The sequence below is a fragment of the Halobellus sp. Atlit-38R genome (assembly GCF_003665925.1).
GTDB classification, from domain to species: Archaea; Halobacteriota; Halobacteria; order Halobacteriales; family Haloferacaceae; genus Haloquadratum; species Haloquadratum inordinatus.
The window spans coordinates 263,301-283,213 of record NZ_QXIJ01000001.1; the positions used below are offsets into that span (position 1 = coordinate 263,301).

19 protein-coding genes are annotated in these 19,913 nt (G+C 66.2%); 7 read left to right on the plus strand and 12 right to left on the minus strand.

Annotated features, from left to right (window positions below; genetic code table 11):
• Positions 1-5: 5 nt before the first annotated feature.
• The 4 genes from D3D02_RS01355 to D3D02_RS01370 all read left to right on the plus strand — a co-directional run bounded on the left by D3D02_RS01355 (position 6) and on the right by D3D02_RS01370 (position 2,990).
• Complete coding sequence (locus tag D3D02_RS01355) at positions 6-1,085, plus strand: glucose 1-dehydrogenase (protein WP_121568197.1); 1,080 nt, start codon at positions 6-8, stop codon at positions 1,083-1,085.
• Positions 1,069-1,713, plus strand: a complete 645-nt coding sequence (gfcR, locus tag D3D02_RS01360) for a transcriptional regulator GfcR (protein WP_121568198.1) — start codon at positions 1,069-1,071, stop codon at positions 1,711-1,713. Before D3D02_RS01355 ends, gfcR begins: the two co-directional genes overlap by 17 nt.
• Positions 1,714-1,848: 135 nt before the next feature.
• The gene (locus tag D3D02_RS01365) at positions 1,849-2,190 is read left to right on the plus strand and encodes a glutaredoxin (RefSeq protein ID WP_121568199.1); all 342 of its coding nucleotides are present in this window, start codon (positions 1,849-1,851) and stop codon (positions 2,188-2,190) included.
• A 233-nt stretch (positions 2,191-2,423) separates the two neighbouring features.
• Positions 2,424-2,990: a hypothetical protein gene (locus D3D02_RS01370; RefSeq protein WP_121568200.1), complete on the plus strand. Its 567-nt coding sequence runs from the start codon at positions 2,424-2,426 to the stop codon at positions 2,988-2,990.
• A 105-nt stretch (positions 2,991-3,095) separates the two neighbouring features.
• Here the strand turns inward: D3D02_RS01370 and D3D02_RS01375 are convergent, their stop codons facing one another.
• The gene (locus tag D3D02_RS01375; RefSeq protein WP_121568201.1) at positions 3,096-4,433 is read right to left on the minus strand and encodes an aminomethyltransferase family protein; all 1,338 of its coding nucleotides are present in this window, start codon (positions 4,431-4,433) and stop codon (positions 3,096-3,098) included.
• A gap of 190 nt (positions 4,434-4,623) precedes the next feature.
• On the opposite strand from D3D02_RS01375, the gene D3D02_RS01380 reads away from it, so the two are divergent.
• Positions 4,624-5,157, plus strand: coding sequence for an amino acid-binding protein (locus D3D02_RS01380; protein WP_121568202.1), 534 nt, complete (start codon positions 4,624-4,626; stop codon positions 5,155-5,157).
• A 65-nt stretch (positions 5,158-5,222) separates the two neighbouring features.
• Here the strand turns inward: D3D02_RS01380 and D3D02_RS01385 are convergent, their stop codons facing one another.
• Positions 5,223-5,966, minus strand: coding sequence for a type I 3-dehydroquinate dehydratase (locus D3D02_RS01385; protein ID WP_121568203.1), 744 nt, complete (start codon positions 5,964-5,966; stop codon positions 5,223-5,225).
• Positions 5,967-6,090: 124 nt separating this feature from the next.
• Between D3D02_RS01385 and D3D02_RS01390 the strand changes: the two genes are divergently transcribed.
• Positions 6,091-7,422, plus strand: coding sequence for a glycerate kinase (locus tag D3D02_RS01390; RefSeq protein WP_121568204.1), 1,332 nt, complete (start codon positions 6,091-6,093; stop codon positions 7,420-7,422).
• Between the two features lie 30 nt (positions 7,423-7,452).
• Here D3D02_RS01390 and D3D02_RS01395 read toward each other — a convergent pair whose 3' ends face one another.
• Positions 7,453-8,463 (minus strand): D-glycerate dehydrogenase, encoded by a 1,011-nt coding sequence (locus D3D02_RS01395; RefSeq protein WP_121568205.1) that lies wholly within the window; start codon positions 8,461-8,463, stop codon positions 7,453-7,455.
• Between the two features lie 188 nt (positions 8,464-8,651).
• Between D3D02_RS01395 and D3D02_RS01400 the strand changes: the two genes are divergently transcribed.
• Positions 8,652-9,623 (plus strand): phosphoadenosine phosphosulfate reductase family protein, encoded by a 972-nt coding sequence (locus tag D3D02_RS01400; protein ID WP_121568206.1) that lies wholly within the window; start codon positions 8,652-8,654, stop codon positions 9,621-9,623.
• A 6-nt stretch (positions 9,624-9,629) separates the two neighbouring features.
• Here D3D02_RS01400 and D3D02_RS01405 read toward each other — a convergent pair whose 3' ends face one another.
• From D3D02_RS01405 to D3D02_RS01445, 9 genes are read right to left on the minus strand one after another with little or no spacing between them, the layout of a single operon-like run.
• Positions 9,630-10,802, minus strand: coding sequence for an XdhC family protein (locus tag D3D02_RS01405; RefSeq protein WP_121568207.1), 1,173 nt, complete (start codon positions 10,800-10,802; stop codon positions 9,630-9,632).
• Positions 10,799-11,617: a Rossmann-like domain-containing protein gene (locus D3D02_RS01410; protein WP_121568208.1), complete on the minus strand. Its 819-nt coding sequence runs from the start codon at positions 11,615-11,617 to the stop codon at positions 10,799-10,801. The genes D3D02_RS01405 and D3D02_RS01410 overlap by 4 nt, the downstream gene beginning before the upstream one ends.
• Positions 11,614-13,011 (minus strand): VWA domain-containing protein, encoded by a 1,398-nt coding sequence (locus tag D3D02_RS01415; RefSeq protein WP_121568209.1) that lies wholly within the window; start codon positions 13,009-13,011, stop codon positions 11,614-11,616. The genes D3D02_RS01410 and D3D02_RS01415 overlap by 4 nt, the downstream gene beginning before the upstream one ends.
• A 5-nt stretch (positions 13,012-13,016) precedes the next feature.
• Complete coding sequence (locus D3D02_RS01420) at positions 13,017-13,964, minus strand: MoxR family ATPase (protein ID WP_121568210.1); 948 nt, start codon at positions 13,962-13,964, stop codon at positions 13,017-13,019.
• Positions 13,961-15,079, minus strand: coding sequence for an XdhC family protein (locus D3D02_RS01425; protein WP_121568211.1), 1,119 nt, complete (start codon positions 15,077-15,079; stop codon positions 13,961-13,963). The genes D3D02_RS01420 and D3D02_RS01425 overlap by 4 nt, the downstream gene beginning before the upstream one ends.
• Before the next feature lie 60 nt (positions 15,080-15,139).
• Positions 15,140-17,641, minus strand: coding sequence for an aerobic carbon-monoxide dehydrogenase large subunit (locus tag D3D02_RS01430; protein WP_121568212.1), 2,502 nt, complete (start codon positions 17,639-17,641; stop codon positions 15,140-15,142).
• Positions 17,638-18,318 carry a (2Fe-2S)-binding protein gene (locus D3D02_RS01435; protein WP_121568213.1) on the minus strand — a complete coding sequence of 227 codons (681 nt, stop codon included), beginning with the start codon at positions 18,316-18,318 and terminating at the stop codon, positions 17,638-17,640. The genes D3D02_RS01430 and D3D02_RS01435 overlap by 4 nt, the downstream gene beginning before the upstream one ends.
• Positions 18,315-19,202, minus strand: coding sequence for a xanthine dehydrogenase family protein subunit M (locus D3D02_RS01440; protein ID WP_121568214.1), 888 nt, complete (start codon positions 19,200-19,202; stop codon positions 18,315-18,317). The genes D3D02_RS01435 and D3D02_RS01440 overlap by 4 nt, the downstream gene beginning before the upstream one ends.
• A complete protein-coding gene (locus D3D02_RS01445) occupies positions 19,199-19,795 on the minus strand; it encodes a CoxG family protein (RefSeq protein WP_121568215.1) in 597 nt (198 codons plus the stop codon). The genes D3D02_RS01440 and D3D02_RS01445 overlap by 4 nt, the downstream gene beginning before the upstream one ends.
• Between the last annotated feature and the right edge of the window lie 118 nt (positions 19,796-19,913).

Here is a 19,913-nt window from a genome sequence, read left to right on the forward strand (position 1 = left end):
GAGGTATGCACGCGATCGCGGTCGAGCGCGGGGCGAACCGTCCGGTCGTCGTCGATACCGAGCGGCCGGTGCCCGGCGTCGGCGAGGCGCTGGTCCGGACGCTCCGGGTCGGCGTCGACGGGACCGACCACGAGGTCGTCGCCGGGGGCCACGGCGACTTCCCGGCGGGCGAGGACCACCTCGTGCTGGGCCACGAGGCGGTCGGCGTCGTCGAAGACGCCGGCGACACGCGATTTTCTCGGGGCGACGTGGTCGTCCCCACGGTTCGCCGACCGCCGAACGGATCGAACCCGTACTTCGCGCGCGGCGAACCGGATATGGCTCCCGAAGGCGCCTACCACGAGCGCGGGATCTCTGGGGCGCACGGATTTATGTCGACGTACTTCACCAGCCCCGAGGCGTATCTGGTCGAGGTTCCGGCGTCGATCGTCGACGTCGGCTTCCTCGTCGAACCGCTTTCTGTGGCCGAGAAGGCGGTCGAACTCGCGTACGCGTCGCGCTCGTCGTTCACCTGGGAACCGGAGTCGGCGCTCGTCCTCGGCAACGGGAGCCTGGGCCTGCTCACGCTTGCGATGCTCCGCGACCAGTTCGACTTCGAGCGGCTCTACTGTCTCGGCCGCCGGGACCGCCCCGATCCGACGATCGACATCATCGAAGGACTCGGTGCGACCTACGTCGACTCCCGGGAGACACCGCTCGAGGAGGTTCCGGGCGCGTACGAGTCGATGGATCTCGTGTTCGAGGCGACGGGCTACGCGAAGCACGCCTTCGGGACGATCGAGGCGCTCGCGCCCAACGGCGTCGGCGCGCTGTTGGGGGTCCCGGGCTCGTGGGAGTTCGAGATCGACGGCGGGAAACTGCACAGAGAACTCGTGATGCACAACAAAGCGCTCGTCGGGAGCGTCAACTCGAACGTCCGACACTTCGAGTCCGCGGTGGAGACGCTCGCGACGCTCCCGGCGTGGTTCCGCGACGCGGTCGTCACTGGCGTGTACGATCTAACCGAGTTCGAGGCGGCCTTCGGCGACGACGACACCACTATAAAAACCGCCGTCCAATTCAGCGCGTATGAAGAACGTCGATGATCTCATCTCGAGTGCGGCCGAACTCGCCGAACGCGGTCTGTCGAAAGGCGAGATCGCCGACGAGCTGAACGTCTCCCGGGAGACGGCCAGTTGGCTGGTCGAACGCAGCGGCTCGAACAACTACGAGCCTGAACCGGTACAGCCCGAGGACAACGGCGGTGGCCCCCACGACATCCACGTCGACTGGAGCGCGATCGGCCGCGACTCCCAGCGGCTCACACACATCGGCCGAGCGATGGCCGACCTCCTGGTGAAAGAGGGCGAGGAAGTCGATCTGACGATCGGGATCGAGAAAGCCGGCGCGCCGCTCGCGACGGTCGTCTCGACGGAACTCGACACTGACCTCGGTTCGTACGCCCCGGCGAAGCACCAGTGGGAGGAAGGCGACATCGAAGACCTCGGCGGGTCGTTCTCGCGGAACTTCGCGCAGATCCGCGACCGCGACTGCTACGTCGTCGACGACACCATCACTTCGGGAACGACGATGCGAGAGACCGTCGAGTCGATCCGCGAGGAGGGTGGCAACCCCGTCGCCTGCGTCGTCATCGTCGACAAACAGGGCGTCGAGGACATCGAGGGCGTGCCGGTCTACTCGCTCATCGACGTCGTTCGCGTCGGCAACGAATAAGAGCGGGTCAGGGCCGCGCTCGCACCGTCTCCGCGAGTGTTTCACGGTCGCCGACTCCCGCTCGAACCGTCGAGCGGGACTGCCCGAACTTCGGGCGACGCAATCCATTTCAGGACTGGACGCATACGTCGCTCTATGACGTTCCAGCCCGGTGCGGATATGAGCGACGACGAAGTACGAGCGCGCGTCGACGACGCTATCGAGTCGAACGACGTCGTCCTGTTTATGAAGGGGAACCGGCTGATGCCCCAGTGTGGCTACTCCCAGCGCGCGGTCAATCTCATCTCTCAATACGTCGACGAGTTCGAAACGATCGACGTGCTCCCCGCGCTCGATCAGTATCGGAGTGCGCTCGAAGATCACAGCGGCTGGGAGACGATTCCCCAGACGTTCGTCGCCGGCGAGTTCGTCGGCGGCAGCGACATCCTCGCAGAGCTCGACGAGCGGGGCGAACTCGAAGCGACGCTCGACGCGTAAGTGACGGAGGCATCGCTGTCGTCCGGGATTGCCCACCTGCACGAATGTGGGTGCCGAGACGCGGTGATTCGTTTGTCCGGAGTTCGAGTCATCGACTACCCTGTGGGTTTCGCGTCTGCTCGCGGGCGCCGCCGCGAATCAAAGGGTAGACCCTATAAGGCCCCGGCACCTACCACTACACAGGTACCGACGTCGCGTCGCGTCCGTTCGTACGGGTACCACCCAAAGTAACTATGTCAGGCCGCGTATACCGACTTCACTCGACACTGGAACTGCCCCTCGAAGAGGTCGAAGAGTACCTGAACGGTGACCCGGAACTGCCGCCCGAGGTCGACGACGTCGAGGTGACCCGTCGGAACAACACGCTCATCCTCAAAGCCGTCGCAGCCGAGGACAATCTGAGCAAGTACACCCCGACGGCACAGTTGAAAGCCAGCATCACAGAGAACCGCGTCTACGAGGAAGAGCCGCCGCGCGCGGGCGCACCGCGCTGGGAGGAAGAAGAAGAGGAGATCCCTTCCGAACTCGTCGAGTTCGCCTGTTTCAAGGGCGACCGCGAAACCGTCCTTCAGAACACGGCGCTGCAGTATCCGATGTTCCTCGTGCTGCGCGAAATCGCGCTGCTCGCTGAGAAGGGCACGCTCACCGCGATCACCGAACTCGATGGCGAACTCACGGCCCACCGCATCGTCGAAGGCGAAGAGCGCCCGGCGAGCATCGAGGTCGTCGAGAACCCCTCGAAGAGCGAGAACGGTTCTAACGGCGTGAACTGGCGCGACAACAAGTTCATCTCCGACTGAAATCCACCACCGGTCCGCAGCGACTGGTCACCGCCGGATTCTCACCGACTCCCGATCGCCCGATGCTGAGCTCCGCGAGCGACGGCTTCGGGCTTCGTTCCCGTATCAGCGACGGTCCTGCTTGTACGGCGCCGGTGCGACGGTCGCTCGGATCTCCGCCGGCTCGTGGCGTTCGACGGCTCTGTTTTCACTTCCGTCTGCCTCGCCCCAAGTGAGCGTCACCTCGGTCCCGGGATCGCTGTGCTCAGTGTCGACGAGCGCCAACGAGAGCATCTCGCGGTGGTTGTAGATGTAGCTCATCCACTTCGAGACGCCGACGATCTCACCGTCTTTCCGCACCTCGTCGTAGTGGCACGCCGAGGAGCGCGGCACCGGAAGATCCATAAATTTCTGCGTCTCGCCGTTGCGGAACAGCGAGTGGAAGACGTCGACGACGTCCCCGTCGTTCCAGACGAGCGTCACCTTCTCGCGGTCGGGGTGGTCGATCTCCGCTTCGAGAGCCGCCTTCCCCACGAAGTCGTGATCGAAATCGACGATGTGGCCGTACCCGACTTCGACGGGCGTGACGTAGTAGTCCTCGATGTCGGCGGCGTCGTAGCTCCCGCCGATCGAGATGAGGCCCTGGCGGAGGTCGAGCCACTCTCTGAACTCCTGCATCTCCTCGCCCGAGTAGATCGCCGGCACCGGCAGCGGAAGCCACCCGAGCACCACGTTGGCGCTCTGATAGCTCTTCGAGCCGAGCCGCCGGATGCCGTACTCCTCGCCAGCATCGAGAACGGCTTCTCTCACGGCGTCGCCGTTCGCGTAGTCGCCCCAGAACTCGAAGCCCGCTTCTCCGGCCATTCCGTGCCGGAGGAGAAACGCCTCGGTGCCGTCGATCGTGACCTCCTCGAACCTGAAGAATCCCAGGTCGGGGAGCGGCCCGTCGATGGCCTCCCGCATCACGTCGACGGCGTCCGGCCCCTGCACCTGATAGCGGAAGTTCTCGGGGTCCCGTCCCGTCGCGACCGGGCGGCCCTGCATCTCCGCGTCGACGTCGTATTCGCCGGTCTCAGACTGATACAGCAGCCAGTGATGCGCCGCTGCCGCGCCAACGCTGAGGAAGTTCGACTCGCCCTCACGGAACAGGATGGCATCGCCGATCAGGTAGCCGTCCGGGTTGGCGACGACGAGCTGTTTTGCCTGACCGACGTCGAACTGCTCGAAGTCGTTGACGGCGTAGTCGGCGTACAGTTCGATCGCCTCCGTGCCCTCTACCCGCAGGTCCGTCATGTGATACGACTGGTCGGCGAACGCACAGCTCTCCTGCCACGCGCGCTGTTCTTCGATCCAGTGCGTGAACTCGTCCGGGAGTTTCGTGAACTGTCCGAGACCGAGGTCACGGAGGAGATCGACCGGGCTCTCGGCGGCTTGGAGTGCGTCTTCTAGGGTACGGTCTGACATAGAAGTCGGTACGTGCATTGGTACACATCCTCATAATCGTTTGTGAGGTTCGGCTGGTGAGTTCAAATCGAGTTCCCGAAACCGGTCCGAGCACTGACCGCGTCCGGCGACTGCGTTCGGCAGTATACTTATTTCCGCTCCGGGGCTGGATTTCAGGTAATGCACGCAACGAACGGACGGTGGTCGAACGATGAGTGACGCACAGACGGACATCCGTGCGTACACGCTCCGTCTGGAGCTGGTCGACGAACCGGGCGAACTCCTCCGCTCGCTCGGCCCGATCGCCGAGAACGGCGGGAATCTGCTGTCGATCTTCCACGAGCGGGGCAACGTCACCCCACGTGGACACATTCCCGTCGAGGTCGACATCGAAGCGACGCCGGATCGCTTCGAGAAGATCATCGACGGCCTCCGTGACGCTGGCATCAACGTCGTCCAAGCGGGGACCGAACGATACAGTGAGGGACTTACTGTCGTGCTGTCGGGACACCTCATCGACACCGGCCTCTCGGATACCCTCTCGCGGATTCAGGAGGCGACGAACGCGACGGTAACGGACCTCTCGCTTGCGGCACCGGAAGGCACGGCCGACGTCTCCAGCGCGCGCATCGACATCGCTACCGAACGGGGCGCAACCGAGGAGGTCCTCGAAAAGCTCCGCTCCATCGCCGAGGAGAAGGAGCTGCGGCTGGTCGAGCCGCTCCCGACGAGTGCGAGCGTCTGAGCGCCACGAGTGACCGGAGCGAAACAGCCGTTCAGATCCTCAGAACCGGAAAAAATGCGCGTCGGTCAGTTCGGGAGCGTGAGCTCGGACGGGACGGTCACGTCGTCCTCTATGGCCTCGATGCGTTCTAGCTTCGTCCCATCGATCCTCGTCGCCTCGATGAGGGCGGCGAGTTTGCCCAGCGGAATCTGGCCCGGTGCGTACTCGCTGTCGTCCGACAGCAGCGGCGCGTAGCCTAACTTCGAGCCGTAAATGTGACCGACGACGCGGGTGTGGCTCCCGATCTCGCCCATCGCGATCCCGGCGGCGTCGAGACCGGACTCGGTGGCCTCGTGCAGCGCCGAAAGCAGCGTGAGCGTATCCGAGAGGTCTTTCGGATACGTTGCGACCTTCGCGATGTCACCGTAGCCAGCACACTGATCGAAGATCGCGGTCAGGACGTCCCCGTCCGGCGTCGTCTCGAAGTCGTGATGCGAGATAATGAGACGAACGTCGTTCTGGCGGAACTCCTCTAAGATCCACTCTTTCGCGCGAGCCGTCTCCAGTTCGATGTCGACGTACGCGACCGAGTCGAATCGGGATGCAGCAAAGAGCGTATCCAAGCGTCCGGTGTCCTCGGCTTTGCCGCCGAACCACTGGTTTCGGTTCGTCGCGATGATCGGTAGTTCGCCGTCGTATGCCTCTAACTGTTCGATCGGCTTTTCGGCCTTGTCGATCCGGAACTCGACGATGTCCGCAGCCCCCCGAGCCTCCGTCTCCCGTGTGAGGTCGTTTGTCGTAGCTGCGAGGGCGAAGTCGTCGATCTTCATGTCACGGAGTAGCACCCTGCTCGTTATAAGTTTGCTCATCAACCGAAGTGGTCGTCGTCGGTCACGTTGGGAGACCCCACGGAGTGGCAACCGATCTTATGTACCTCTTACCTCGAATACAGGTATGACCGACTCCGCCGATCGCAATTCGCCGACGACTGCCGACACAGCGCTCGAAGCCGTGCGTGCCGGAATCGATGCGGCCCACCCGGAGAGGGTCCTCCGAGAGACGGTCACTGTCGACGGGGACCGACTCCGGATCGACGATCGAACGTACGATCTCACGGCGTACGACGACGTGATCGTCTTGGGCGGCGGCAACGCCGCTGGCACGGTCGCGAGCCACCTCGCAGGCCGCCTCGACGGGCATCTCACCGGTGGTGTCGTCGTTACGGACGATCCGGCGCCCGCCGACCCGGTCGAGATCGTCGTCGGCACCCATCCCGTCCCGAGCGACGCCAACGCCGAGGGTACGCGCCGCGTTCTCGAACGGGCGCGCGAGGCCGGTGCGAAGACGCTCGCACTCGTCGCCGTGACTGGCGGCGGCAGCGCCCTCCTCTCGGCACCGGCCGACAGCGTCCCGCTCGCAGACCTCCAGATGCTCACCGAAGAACTTCTCCAGTCGGGTGCGCCGATCGATCGGATCAACAGCGTTCGGAAGCACGTCTCGGTGCTGAAAGGCGGCCAGTTGGCTCGCGCCCTCGCGCCGGCGACGACTGTCGGCCTCATCTTCAGCGACGTCACCTCCGGCGACCCCTCTGTCGTCGCCAGCGGGCCGCTCTCGCCGGATAAAACCACCTATGCCGACGCGATCGCCACGCTCTCGGAGTACGGCGTCGACGCCCCGGCGTCCGTCAGTCGCCACCTCCAGCGAGGCGTCGAGGGCGACGTCCCGGAAACGCCAGGGGCTGACGACCCCGCGTTCGAGCACACGTCGATCCACGTCGTCGCGGACAACTGCACCGCGATCGCGGCCGCACGTGACGTCTGCCGCGAGGCGGGGTTCGAGACGCTCGTGCTCTCGTCGTCCGTTCGCGGCGAGGCCCGCGAGGCCGCGAAGACGCACGTCGCGATCGCCGAGGAGATCCGGCGGAGCGGCAATCCTGCGACTGCGCCCGCGGCGGTCCTCTCCGGCGGGGAGACGACCGTCACGGTCGCGGGCGACGGTTCCGGCGGTCCGAATCAGGAGTTCGCACTCAGCGCCACGATCGAACTCGCAAGCGCCGACGGCGCCGAGGCGGTACTGGCCGCCGTCGACACCGACGGGATCGACGGCCCGACCGACGCTGCTGGCGCCGTCGTCGACTCGAACACGGTCGACGACGTCCAGCGTGCGCGCTCACTGCTGGCCGCAAACGACGTCCACGACTACCTCGGCGAGCGCGGGGCGCTCGTGCGAACTGGACAGACCGGCACCAACGTCAACGACCTCCGCGTTCTCCTCGTCCCGGCGTGAGCGCGCCGCGGAGCGAGGTTCCCGTACTGGCTATTCCAGTCCAGCGTCGCGAAGCGCGGAGTTCGGGAGTTCCTCGCCGCCGATGCCGGCTTCGACGTTCGCGGCCGCCATCTCGGCGACCCGACTTCGGGTCTCGATACTCGAACTCCCGATGTGGGGTGTCACGACCAGCTGTTCCGGCGCGTGCCGCATCAGATCGTGGTCCGCCGGGAGTGGCTCCGGGTCAGTCACATCGAGCCCCGCGCGGCCGATCCACCCCTCTTCGAGTGCGGTGTCGAGCGCGTCGGTGTCGACGATCTCGCCGCGTGCCGTGTTGACGAGGACCGAATCTTCGGACATCTGTCGGAGTTCCGGTTCGCCGATAAGCCCCTCCGTCTCGTCGAGGAGCGGGACGTGCAGCGAGACGAAGTCGCTGTCGCCGAGCAGCGCGTCGAGTTCGACGTACGTGGCGCCGACGCCGATCTCGGCGAGTTCGTCCTCCCGTTCGGGCTTGGGATTTCGCCCAGTGTACAGGACGTCCATCCCGAATCCGGCCGCGCGGCGGGCCGTGGCGAATCCGATGCTCCCGAGGCCGACGATTCCGAGCGTGGCGTCGTGAACGTCCGTACCCATCAGCAGTGTCGGATCCCAGGCCTCCCACTCGTCCGCCGCCACGTACTCGTGGGCCTCGACAGTCCGTCGGGCGGCAGCCATCAGGAGCGCCCAGGCGAGATCGGCCGTCGTCTCTGTCAGCACGCCCGGGGTATGCCCGACGGCGATGTCGCGCTCGGCGGCCGCCTCCACGTCGATGTGGTCGTACCCGACGGAGAACGCGCTGACGACGGCGAGGTCGGGGGAGGCGTCCAGTACGTCGGCGTCGATCTCGTCGGAAACCATACAGACGAGCGCTTCGGCGTCGAGTTCGCGGAGCTTCGATTCGATGTGTGTCTTCTCTGGGGGGAGCGTTCCGTCCCAGACGACGACCTCGTACTGCTCACGGAGGCGCTCGACCCCGGAACCCGGAATTTCACGCGTCACGTAGACCGTCGGTGTGGTGCTCATCGTCGCCGTCTCTCCGACGTGAGGGCAAAGTTCTTTGGAGTCGAGGTGGCGTGCGGTTCCGCGCTTGGCAGTTGTTTCGGTCGCTACGAACTGCGGTGTGCCGATGTCGCGAGGGCGACCCCACCGTCGATCAAGAGGGTTCCGATGTCAAAAAGCATTTAGCGGTTCTAATTAGATGTAATTACACGATGTCAGACGCGTTCCCCGACTACCTCGACGTGGACTACACCGACGGCGAAGGTGAGACGCCCGCGGACTATCCGACGATTCAGGACAAAATCGAGAAGGCAATCGAGGTCACGAAGCAGGGCCTCGAACAGTACGAGACGCCGGCCGTGATGTGGACCGGTGGCAAGGACTCGACGCTCACGCTGTACTTCATCAAGGAGGTCGCCGAGAAGTACGACCTGGAGACGCCGCCGGCGGTCTTCATCGATCACTTCCAGCACTTCGACGAGATCCACGACTTCGTGGACCACTGGGCTGAGGAGTGGGACCTCGACGTGGTCTACGCTCGCAACGAGGACGTCGGCGCGTACGTCGAGGAACACGACCTCGAACCCGGCGACGACATCGAGATCTCTGAACTCTCCGAACACAACCAACACCACGTCCGCGACCTGCTCGAATACGAGGAGGACACCTTCCCCTTCCTGCTCGACACCTACGTCGGCAACCACCTGCTGAAGACTGTCGCGCTCAACGACGCGCTCGAAGAGTACGACGTCGACGGCGTCATCTCCGGCGTCCGCTGGGACGAACAGGAGGCCCGTGCCGACGAGACGTTCTTCTCGCCGCGTCACGATCCGGACATCTACCCGCCGCACGACCGTATTCAGCCCATCCTCCAGTTCGACGAGGCGTCCGTCTGGGAGGCGTTCTGGAACTTCGTGGTTCCGGACACCGTCGAGGGCTACCCCGACGAGGGCTACGTCCCCGAGAGCGCAGACGACCTGCCGAACGGCCTCACGATGGACGACATCCCGGTCTCGCCGAAGTACTTCGCCGGCTTCCGTTCACTCGGCAGCGAGGTCTCGACGGACAAGACGACCGAGGAACCGGCGTGGCTCCAGGATATGGAGAACACGACCGAGCGCGCGGGTCGCGCCCAGGACAAAGAGGACCTGATGGAGCGACTCCGCGACCTCGGCTACATGTAAGCCCGGTTACTGTGCCGGCGCGTCGACATCGGTGCCGACGTCGACGCGCTCGTGAATCGGCTCCTCGCGCGATTTGAGGTGTCGTGGCGTCCGGCCGTTCGAGACGGCCAGCACTTCTGCCACGATGCTGTGTGCGATCTGATACGGCGAGCCGCCGCCTAAATCGAGACCGACCGGCGTGTACAGCGACGAGAGCTCGTCGTCTGCGAACTCCCGGCCGTCGTCCGCGAAGGCGCCTAGCATCTCCTCGAACCGTTCGCGGGGACCCATCACCCCGACGTACGCGACGCCGGCGTCGAGGAGCGCTTCGATCGCCAGCCGATCGTCGACGAAGTTGTGCGTCATCACGACCGCGTACGTACGGTCGTCGAGAGCGAGGTCGTCCGCGATGGTGGCCGGCGAGGTCGTCACGGCGCGGTCGGCTGCTGGAAACCGATCCTCGAGGTCGACCGCCCCTCGGAAGCCGACGACGGTGACGCGGAAGTCGTTCTTCGCCGCGAACTCCGTCACCGGCCCCACGTCGTGGCCCGTCCCGAAGACGACCAGTTCCGAGGGGGCCGCGAGGCCGTCGATGAACACTGTCAGTTCGCCCGCGTCGGTCTCGAACGTGACGGTGTCGGCCTTCCCTCGCGTCGCCAGTTCGCCGGCGGGACCGGCGAGCGCGTCGGTCGGCCACTCTGTCGCTTCCGCTCCCGTCGGCAACTGTAGCGCCCCCGTCTCGGGGTGGTAGTAGGCGCGGTCGCCGCGCTCGAACGGTCCATCGGCGTCGAGCACGGTCACGACGCCGACGTCCCGGCCGGCGAAGAACGACTCGACGGCCGGTCGATACGTCTCCGTCAGCGGTTCTACCAGTACTTCGATGACGCCGTTGCAACCGACACCCAGCCCCCACACGTCGTCTTCGTCGTCCTCCATCAGATCGTAGGTCACGAGTTCCGGGCGGCCAGTCTCACGGACCTCCGCACCTACCGTAACGAGTTCGTCTTCGAGACAGCCGGCAGTGATGCTGCCGACGCCCGTGCCGCCCTCGTCGAGCAGCATCTTCGCGCCGGGTCGTCGGTAGGCGTTCCCCTCTACGTCGACGATCGTCGCCAACACGTCGGTTCGCTCGGCGTCGAGTCGGTCACGGATCTGCTGTACTACCTCCGTTTCGGGAACACTCCAGTCGTTCTGTGTCATAGATTCGTTGTTTCTGAACCGTTTGTCTCGTCGAGTCGGACACCCGCGGGCCGGTCGACAGCCGCATACACCTTCTGCAGGCCGGCGTCGTGGAGGTCCGTCCCGCAGTCGCCGCGCTGGATCGCCGCGCGAACCGCGTCGCAGTCGCTCACGAACGCGCCGGCGACGACGTCGACGCCCGCATCGAACAGCGGTTCCGGGAGGAACGACGCGGTGGCACCGATCACGACGACGGTGGCGTCCGGGGGGGCCGCATCGAGGTACTGTTCGACCCCGCCGTAGATGAACGCCGACCCGGTCACGAAGACGACTTCGGCGCCGCTCATCGCGGCGTCCGTCTCCGGCGGCGTGAACGTGCGGACGGTGACGCCCGCCGGGGTGGCCACTTCGTCGACTGGGTCGCGCTCGATCACGCGGACCGTCACGTCGTCGAACTTGCGGAACGCCGGCGTGAACAGCCCGACGGTCGTGATGCGTTCGACGTCGTCCGCCAGGAGCGCCATCGGATCGCCGGTGCGCCAGTCGACGAGCGGTGCCGAGAGTGCGTTCATCGCCGCGATCCCGACTGCCCGTGCACTGTGCCCGTTCGTGCTCGCGCCTCGGTGCTCCGTCGCCGCCGCCAGCAGCGATTCCACGTCCAGGTCGTCGGTCATCGGTGGCTCGCCGGCCGGCCGATGCGCGACGCCCGCGCTCTCGACGCCTTCGTTCCGCACTTCCACGAGGATCGCCGCGTCTCCCACCGTGATGCGCTCCACTGTCGGGGTCGCGAGGTGCGGGCGAAGCCGTGCAGCGACCGCTTCCAGGAGGTCGGTCACGCCGACCCACCTCCAGAGTCGGCCCCGACGAGGCGGCGGTCGTACTCGTAGCCAACCCGGCCGTGCAGTCCGCGCTGTTCGATCTGTCGCGCCGCCTCGGCGAGATCTGCGGGTTCGGCGAACCCGAACAGGGCGTCGAGGTAGGGGACGCTCGTCGACATTCCGCGCGACTGCGGTTCGAACGCCGGTGAGACCGCGAGGGGGTTGAACCAGACGAGCGCGCCGGCCCGCTGGGCCAGCCACGTAATCCCGTCGGCCAGCGTGTCAGGGTCGCCGACGTCGAGGCCATCGCTGACGACCACGACGACCGTTCGCCGGTCGACCGCGTAGGGGTGTCGCGCGCGGAGCGTCGTGAACGCCTCGCCGATCTGCGTGCCGCCGCCCCACTGGACTTCGGCCTCGCGGAGCGCCGCCGCCGGGTCGCCGCCGCCGCGAGCGAACTGTTCGGTGACGTCGACGAGTTCGGTGTCGAAGAGGAACACGTCGGTCTCGCGCGCGCTGTCGTACAGCCGATCGGCGAACGCCAGCAGCACGCTCCGGTCGACGGTGTCGAGGACGGACCCGCTCACGTCGACGAGGAGACAGCACCGGAGTTCACTCGGCGTCGGCCGTGATTCGGGGAGGTCGATCGGCGCGCCGCCGGTCGAGAGACTCGCCCGGAGCGCCCGTCTGGCTTCCACGCGGTCGCCGGTAGTCGACTGCCGGCGGCGACGCCCCGGGACCGTCGACAGCGCGTCGACGAACCGGTCGATAGCTGTGAGTTCGGACTCGGTCAACTGCGCGGTGTCGATGTCGACTCGCTGCCGCCCGCCGACGGCGCTGTAGCGCCGGGCGTCGCTCTCACCAGTTTCGGCCGGACGGTCTCCCGTCACGTGACGGCGCTCGGTCGGGATGCGGACCTCGACGTCCCCGTCGCCCGAGTCGTCGACATCCGGGGGGTCTGCGTCTTCGAGTACACCGGGGTCCTCGGCGGCTTGACTGTCGGCGTGGGACGGTCCGTCCTCGCGCTCGTCGTCGTCGCTGCCGGCGGTCGGCCCGTCGTGGTCCGTCGCGACAGCGCTCAGGCCGGACCGGAGTCGATGCCAGAAGGTCGGAAACGCCGACTCGAAGGCGTCGCGCTCGGCCGGTTCCGAGAGCAACGTCGCCCGCAACGCGTCCGTCACGTGCGCTCGGTCGTCGAGCCCGACGACCGACAGCGCCTGCGCCGCGTGGAGCGTCGCACTCGTCGGGACGGTGACGCCGTCGTTCCGGAGTTGGGCGGCGAACCGAAGGAGTTCGATCAGGACGTGTCGCCGCGCCGCGCGGAAGTCCGGGACGTCCTCGCGTTCGTGGTTCGCGGCAGTGCCGACGCCCCCGCCCACTCCGCCCCCCGCCGGATCACTGTCACCGTACATATCGCTCACGCTTCGAGACGGTCTTCAGCCCTCGCTGCGGCCGTCTGCAACTGTTCGAGCAGTTCGGCGTCGATCCGATCGAGGTCCTCGACTTCTTTGATGAGACAGCCGAGGGTGCGCTCGATCTCGTCGGTCGAGAGCGGCGCGTCCGCGTCGTCGTGTCGCAGTTGCGCCACGGCGCGCGCCCAATCGAGCGTCTCGGCGACACCCGGTTGTTTGAGGAACGCCTCCTCGCGCAGGCGGTCGACGACGGCACAGACTTCGGCCGCGACGGCCCCGTCGAGTTCGGGCACTTTCCGGCGCACGATCTCGTACTCGGCCTCGAACGACGGCGGTTCGACGTGGAGGTACAGACAGCGGCGCTTCAACGCGTCCGAGAGTCCCCGGGTGCGGTTTGACGTGAGCACCACGATCGGCGGCTGCTCCGCGCTGACGGTGCCGAACTCCGGGATCGACACCTGGAAGTCCGAGAGCAGTTCGAGTAAGAACGCCTCGAACTCCTCGTCGGCCCGGTCGATCTCGTCGACTAAGAGCACCGGCGGCGTCTCACCCTCCGCGGTCAGCGCCCGCAGGAGCGGCCGTTCGAGGAGGTACTCCTCGTCGAAGACGGACTGTTCGTGGTCGCGTCCCGTACCGGACCTGCCGGCGACCGTGCCCTCGTTGGCCTGCACCGCGAGCAACTGCTTCGTGTAGTTCCACTCGTACAGCGCGTTCTCGGCGGTCAGTCCCTCGTAGCACTGCAGTCGGATGAGTTCGGTATCGAACGCGCTCGCGAGCACTTTCCCGAGTTCGGTCTTCCCGCTCCCGGGCGGCCCCTCGACGAGCAGCGGCCGGCCGAGCGTGAGTGCGAGGTGGACCGTCGTGACCGTCCGGTCGTCGGCGACGTACTCCGCGGTCTCGAACCGCTCTCGAAGGTCCGACTCCGACAGCGACGCGAACGCTTCGCGGGTCATACTGACCCCTCGGCGGCGTCGAGATACGACGCGGGGTCGTTCTGGAACGAGTCGGCGCAGCCCTCACAGCAGAAGTAGTACGTCGTCCCGTCGTGTTCGACTGCGGGTGCAGATGCTGGCTCGACCGTCATTCCGCACACTGGGTCCGTCGCGAGTTCGTCGGACGACGCCGAGCCCTCTGTCGACATCTCGTCGTCACTGGCCGCTCTCTCGGCCGTCTCGGCCGTCTCGACCGTCGTGTGCGCTCCGCTGCCCCGGGCGGATCCGCCCGCCGTCGATCGCGCGTCGACCACCTGAGCCAGGATGCTCGCCGCGATCTCGGCCGGCGTGTAGGCCGCGATGTCGACGCCCGCGGGGTTGGTCACCGATTCCCGGACCGTTTCGGGGTCTACGTCGAGCACGCCGGCGGCCCGTTCGACGACCTCCGAACGCCGCGTGTCGCTCGCGACAAGTCCGATGTACGGTGCGCCCGCGCGGACGCCGGCCGCGACGCCGCGGGCGTCGTACTTCCCCATCGACGCGACCACGACGAGCGGCGCGTGGCCGACGGCGTCGACGATCGCGTCGGGATCGGTCTCCGTCACGACGGCCGCGTCGCCGACGTCGTCGCTTCCGTCCGGAGCGACGACCGTCACGTCGACCGCGAGTTCGGCCGCGAGTCGAGCGAGCGACCGGGCGACGGGCGAGTCGCCGACGATGAGGAGATCGGGCGTCGTGTTCACCGGCTCGATGAACAGTTCGAGGACGCCTTCGCTGTGACAGTGCATCGGGAAGGCCTCGAGCCCCGGGCGGGCGATCTCCTCGGGGTCGGGCGCGATGCCGACCAGCCGTGGCTCGCCGTCCTCGATCGCGGCCGCCGACTCGCTGATCGCCGTCGTCTGCGCGCAGGCCGCGCCGCCGATCCAGCCGTGGAGCTCGCCGTCGGCTGTCACGACCGCGCGGTCGCCGACGTTCGCCGACACCGGCGGCTCGCGGCGAACGATCGTCACGCGAGCGTACGTCTCCCCGCGCGCTGTGAGTTGTGCTTCCAGTTCGGCGACGTCGCCGTCGGTGACGTCGACCGGGCGCGCGCCCTCGTCGTTCGCTCCTGTCTGGTCGTTTTCGTTCCGTGTCATCTGTCGGTGTGTGATTCGCGGCGGCGACCCCGCAGCGCCCCGCCGCGCTGACAGCCCGTCTCAGTCGTCGGCTGGTTCGTCACTCTGTCCGCCCTCGAAGTCGAAACTGACGTTCTGGCTCGGGTCGAGGGCCAAGCCGGCCTCGTTCAGCGACTCCCATACTCGGTCCGGCGTCATCGGCATCTCGACGTGCGTGACGCTCGCGTGCGACATCGCGTCGACTACTGCGTTGACGATCGCCGGCGGCGACCCGACCGTGGGCGACTCACCGACGCCTTTCGCGCCGATCGGGTGGTGCGGCGACGGCGTGACGGTGTGTCCCGTCTCGAAGTTGGGGATCTCGTTGGCCGTCGGCAGCAGGTAGTTCATGAAGTCCCCGCCGGTGACGTTCCCGTTGTCGTCGTAGGTGACGTGTTCCAGCATCGCCGTCCCGATGCCCTGCGCGAGGCCGCCGTGGATCTGGCCCTCGATGATCATCGGGTTGATTCGGTTGCCGCAGTCGTCGACGGCGACGAACTTCTCGAAGTCGACTTCGCCGGTCTCGCGGTCGACCTCGACGACGACGATGTACGATCCGAACGGGTACGTCATCTCCGGCGGATCGTAGTAGTTCGTCGCCTCGAGCCCCGGTTCTTCGCTGCCGGGGTGGTTCATATACGCCCCCGCGGCGATCTCCGTGATGGTGATCGAGCGGTCGGGTGCGCCGGCGACGTGGAACTCGCCGGACTGGCGGTCCCACTGGATGTCTTCCTCGGCCGCTTCGAGTTCGTTGGCGGCGATCGACTTCGCTTTGTCCCGGACCTTCCGGGCGGCGACGGCGGCCGCGGCGCCTGCAACGGGCGTCGATCGAGAGCCGTAGGTCCCGAGCCCGTACGGCTCGGTGTCGGTGTCGCCGTGTTCGACGACGATGTTGTCGACGTCCATCCCGAGTTCCTCGGCGACGATCTGTGCGAAGGTCGTCTCGTGACCCTGGCCCTGGGTCTGGACGCCGACCCGCAAGACGGCGTTGCCGGTCGGGTTCACGCGGAGGTCCGCGGAGTCGAACATCTCGATGCCGGCGATGTCGCACTGCTTGCCCGGCCCTGCACCGACGATTTCGGTGAACGAGGAGATGCCGATCCCCAGCAGTTTGTCGGCGTCCTCCTCGATCCGGCGCTTTTGTTCCTCGCGGTAGGACTCGTAGTCGGCCATCTCGAGGGCCTTGTCGAGAGCCTTCTCGTAGTCCCCGGAGTCGTAGTTCCAACCGGTCGCGCTCTCGTAGGGGAACGCGTCGGACGGAATGAAGTTGCGGCGGCGGATCTCGGCGGGGTCGACGCCGAGTTCGTCCGCGAGCACTTTCACCATTCGCTCGATCAGGTAGACGGCCTCGGTGACGCGGAACGAACACCGGTAGGCGACGCCGCCCGGTGCGGTGTTCGTGAACACGCCGGTCAGCGACCCGTAGGCCGCCTCGATGTCGTACGAGCCGGTGAAGATGTTGAAGAACCCAGCCGGGAACTTCGAGGGCTGGGCGGCCGCGTTGTACGCGCCGTGGTTCGCGAGCACGTCGACCTTCACGCCCTGGATCACGCCGTCCTCGGTGGCGGCGATCTCGCCCGTCATATCGTAGTCGCGGGCGAATCCCGTCGTCTGAATGTTCTCAGAACGCTCTTCGATCCACTTCACGGGCCGTTCGAGGACGTAGGACGCGGCGGCCGCGACGACGTAGCCCGGGTAGATCGGCACCTTGTTCCCGAAGCCACCGCCGACGTCCGGGCTCACGATGCGGACCTTGTGTTCGGGGATGCCCGACACCTGCGAGAACAGGGTTCGGTGGGCGTGCGGCGCCTGCGACGTCATATGCACCGTCATCTTGTCGTTGCCGGGGTCCCAGTCGGCGACGGCCCCGCAGGTCTCGATCGGGGCCGGGTGGAGCCGCTGGTACTCCATCTGCTCTGTGACGGTGACGTCGGCCTCCGCGAAGGCCTCCTCGGTCGCCTCCTTGTCGCCGGTGTCCCAGTCGAAGATGTGGTTGTCTTCCTGGTCGTCGAGTTCCTCGCGGATGAGCGGAGCGTCGTCTTCGAGTGCCTCCGCGGCGTCGACGACGGGGTCGAGCACCTCGTAGTCGACTTTGACCTTCTCGGCCCCGTCCTTCGCCGTGTAGCGGTCCTCGGCGATGACGGCGGCGACCTCCTGGGACTGGAACTTCACCTTCTCGTTGACGAGCACGTCCTGGGTGTCGTCCATCAGCGTCGGCATCGTCGCCAGGTCGTGTTCGAGCAGATCGTCGGCCGTCAGTACGGCCACGACGCCGTCGAGGTCCATCGCCCGGGAGCCGTCGATGTTCTCGACGCGGGCGTGGGCGTGGGGACTCCGAACGATCTCACAGTGGAGCATCCCCGGTTTCTTGATGTCGTCGACGTAGTTGCCGCGGCCGGTGATGAACCGCTTGTCCTCTTTGCGGGCGACTTCCTCGCCCATCCCGCCGCGCCCGTGGCCGCAGTGCTTCTCCGGTTGGGGGCCGCCGTCGTCGTCGTGTTGGTACTCCTTCGGTTCGGTCGTGAACTCCGAGTCACTGCTCATTCGCTCTCACTTCCCTGGGTGACGTCGTCGAACTGCGGATCCGCGCCCTCGACGTGGGGCGTCGGCGTCTCCCCCGATGGGCCGCCACAGCAGTTCTCGACGCCGCAGTCGAATCCGTCGCCGTCGCCGCCCTCGGCGACGACTCCACCGTCGGCGCCTTCCGTGACGACCCCGCCGTCGGCCGCCGCCTGTTCGTCGAGTTTCTCGGCGGCGTACTCGATCGAACTGACGATGTTCTGATAGCCGGTGCACCGACAGAGGTTACCGCTGATCGCGTCGCGGATCTCGGCCTCGTCGGGGTCTGGGTTCTCGTCGAGGAGCGCTTTCCCCGACATCAACATTCCGGGCGTGCAGTAGCCACACTGCAGGCCGTGCTCCTTGTGGAAGCCCTCCTGCAGCGGGTGGAGGTCCTCGCCCGCCGCGGGGAGCTCCTCCATCCCTTCGACGGTCATAATCTCGCTGCCGTCGGCCTGTGTGGCGAACATCATACAGGACTTGATCGGCTCGCCGTCACGCAGAACAGTGCAGGCCCCACAGTTGCCGGTGTCGCAGCCGATGTGGGTGCCCGTCATATCCAGATCCTCGCGGATCGCGTGGACGAGCAGTCGCCGCGGTTCGACCTCGATGGTTCGTTCGGTGCCGTTGACCGTCAGTGTGATCTCTCGTTGGTCCGTCACGGTGTTGCCCTCCGTTTGACGACCCCCGCACGCTCGGCGGCGTCACCGAGCGCCCGCTGGGTCAGTACGTTTACCATCCGCTCTTTGTACGACGCGTCGCCGTGCTCGTCGGACTCGGGGTTCGACTGTTCGGCGGCGAGTTCGCCCGCTTTCTGGAACAGTTCGGCGCTCGGGCGCTCGCCCTCCAGATGCGCTTCTGCGTCTGCTGCGCGTGCGTTCGTGATGTCGACGGCCGTCATCCCGATTCCGGCGTCCGCGATGGTGCCGTCGTCGTCGAAGCGCAACCGGGCCGCGACGCCGGCCATCGCGTAGTCGCCGGTCTTGCGCTTCAGTTTGTGATAGGCGCTCCCCTCTCGCTCGGCTGGGGTCGGCAGGCGCGCCTCCGTGATGAGTTCGTTCTCGTCGAGCGAGGTGTCGTAGGGGAGCAAGAACAGTTCGTCGACCGGGATGACGCGTTCTCCCTCAGGGCCTTCGGCGACGACCTCGCCGTCGTGGGCGATGAGGACCGACCCCCAATCGCCCTTCGGGTCGGCCTGCGCGATGGACCCGACGATCGTCCCGCGGTTTCTGATCTGTGGGTCGGCGACGAGCGGTGCCGCGTCGGCGAAGCTCCCGTAGTCCTCTGTGACGACGTCTGACTCCTCGATGTCGGCGTGGCGCGCGAGCGCGCCGATCTTGAGGTAGCCGTCGGATTCGTCGAGGTAGTCCAGTTCGTCGATGCCGTTGATGTCGACGACGGTGTCCGGGCGGGCGAGTCGGAACCGAAGCATCGGGACCAGACTCTGCCCGCCTGCGAGGATCGTCGGGTTGTCGAGACTCTCCAGCAGGCTCACCGCCTTGCTGAGTGACGTCGGCTCGTGGTGTTCGAACGGTGCAGCTTTCATAGCATATTACGGAGTCTGTCGGTGACGCCGGTGTTGGTCTCCTCGTCGACGTCTGTCATCTGCTGCTCGATGCTTCCGAAGAAGTTGTTCACGATCTTGTTGGCGACCGGGTTGATGACGCGCGATCCGAGTTGGGCGATCCGCCCCGAAATGTCGGCTTCCGTCCACCACTCGATCCGCGACCCCTCGCCGCCGTCGAGTTCGTGGATCTTCATCCCCGAGTTCATACTGAAACTACTGCCGGACGCGTCGCCACCGCCGGAGGCGAGCATCTCGAACCCCTCGTCGTCACGTTCGTCGATCGTGACTGTCGTCTCGAATCGAGGTTTCACGCTCCCGACGCCGACCTGCATCAGCGCCGCGTACTTCTGGCCGGCGACGAACGCCCGGTCGGCGACGACCTCCGGATCCGCATCCGGAAGCATCTCGACGTCTTCTTCGGCCTCGTACTCGTCGAAGTTGAAGTCGTCGTCCATCGGGGTGATATACTGACACCCCTTCAGCGAATCGCGGACGGCCATCGGATCGGACAGGACGATCCAGGCTTTCTCGGGTGGTACGCCGTCTAACTCGAATTCTCCATCAAATTCCATATTCCTGCGGTCTCGTTGTGTCTGGTCGGTCTCCTGCTGCACGCCGCCACCTTTTAAGTACCCTCGCTATGTGCACACTATTATCACGGTTTATGCAATCAAACAGCACTCCAATAAA

Bases quoted from the DNA above. Each gene is read 5' to 3' on its own strand.
- D3D02_RS01380 (WP_121568202.1), top strand. From the start codon at position 4,624: ATGAGTGACGCACAGACGGACATCCGTGCGTACACGCTCCGTCTGGAG.
- D3D02_RS01425 (WP_121568211.1), bottom strand. From the start codon at position 15,079: ATGACACGGAACGAAAACGACCAGACAGGAGCGAACGACGAGGGCGCG.
- D3D02_RS01375 (WP_121568201.1), bottom strand. From the start codon at position 4,433: ATGTCAGACCGTACCCTAGAAGACGCACTCCAAGCCGCCGAGAGCCCG.
- D3D02_RS01445 (WP_121568215.1), bottom strand. From the start codon at position 19,795: ATGGAATTTGATGGAGAATTCGAGTTAGACGGCGTACCACCCGAGAAA.
- D3D02_RS01440 (WP_121568214.1), bottom strand. From the start codon at position 19,202: ATGAAAGCTGCACCGTTCGAACACCACGAGCCGACGTCACTCAGCAAG.
- D3D02_RS01395 (WP_121568205.1), bottom strand. From the start codon at position 8,463: ATGAGCACCACACCGACGGTCTACGTGACGCGTGAAATTCCGGGTTCC.
- D3D02_RS01405 (WP_121568207.1), bottom strand. From the start codon at position 10,802: ATGACACAGAACGACTGGAGTGTTCCCGAAACGGAGGTAGTACAGCAG.
- D3D02_RS01370 (WP_121568200.1), top strand. From the start codon at position 2,424: ATGTCAGGCCGCGTATACCGACTTCACTCGACACTGGAACTGCCCCTC.
- gfcR (WP_121568198.1), top strand. From the start codon at position 1,069: ATGAAGAACGTCGATGATCTCATCTCGAGTGCGGCCGAACTCGCCGAA.
- D3D02_RS01385 (WP_121568203.1), bottom strand. From the start codon at position 5,966: ATGAAGATCGACGACTTCGCCCTCGCAGCTACGACAAACGACCTCACA.
- D3D02_RS01365 (WP_121568199.1), top strand. From the start codon at position 1,849: ATGACGTTCCAGCCCGGTGCGGATATGAGCGACGACGAAGTACGAGCG.
- D3D02_RS01355 (WP_121568197.1), top strand. From the start codon at position 6: ATGCACGCGATCGCGGTCGAGCGCGGGGCGAACCGTCCGGTCGTCGTC.
- D3D02_RS01420 (WP_121568210.1), bottom strand. From the start codon at position 13,964: ATGACCCGCGAAGCGTTCGCGTCGCTGTCGGAGTCGGACCTTCGAGAG.
- D3D02_RS01430 (WP_121568212.1), bottom strand. From the start codon at position 17,641: ATGAGCAGTGACTCGGAGTTCACGACCGAACCGAAGGAGTACCAACAC.
- D3D02_RS01390 (WP_121568204.1), top strand. From the start codon at position 6,091: ATGACCGACTCCGCCGATCGCAATTCGCCGACGACTGCCGACACAGCG.
- D3D02_RS01415 (WP_121568209.1), bottom strand. From the start codon at position 13,011: ATGTACGGTGACAGTGATCCGGCGGGGGGCGGAGTGGGCGGGGGCGTC.
- D3D02_RS01400 (WP_121568206.1), top strand. From the start codon at position 8,652: ATGTCAGACGCGTTCCCCGACTACCTCGACGTGGACTACACCGACGGC.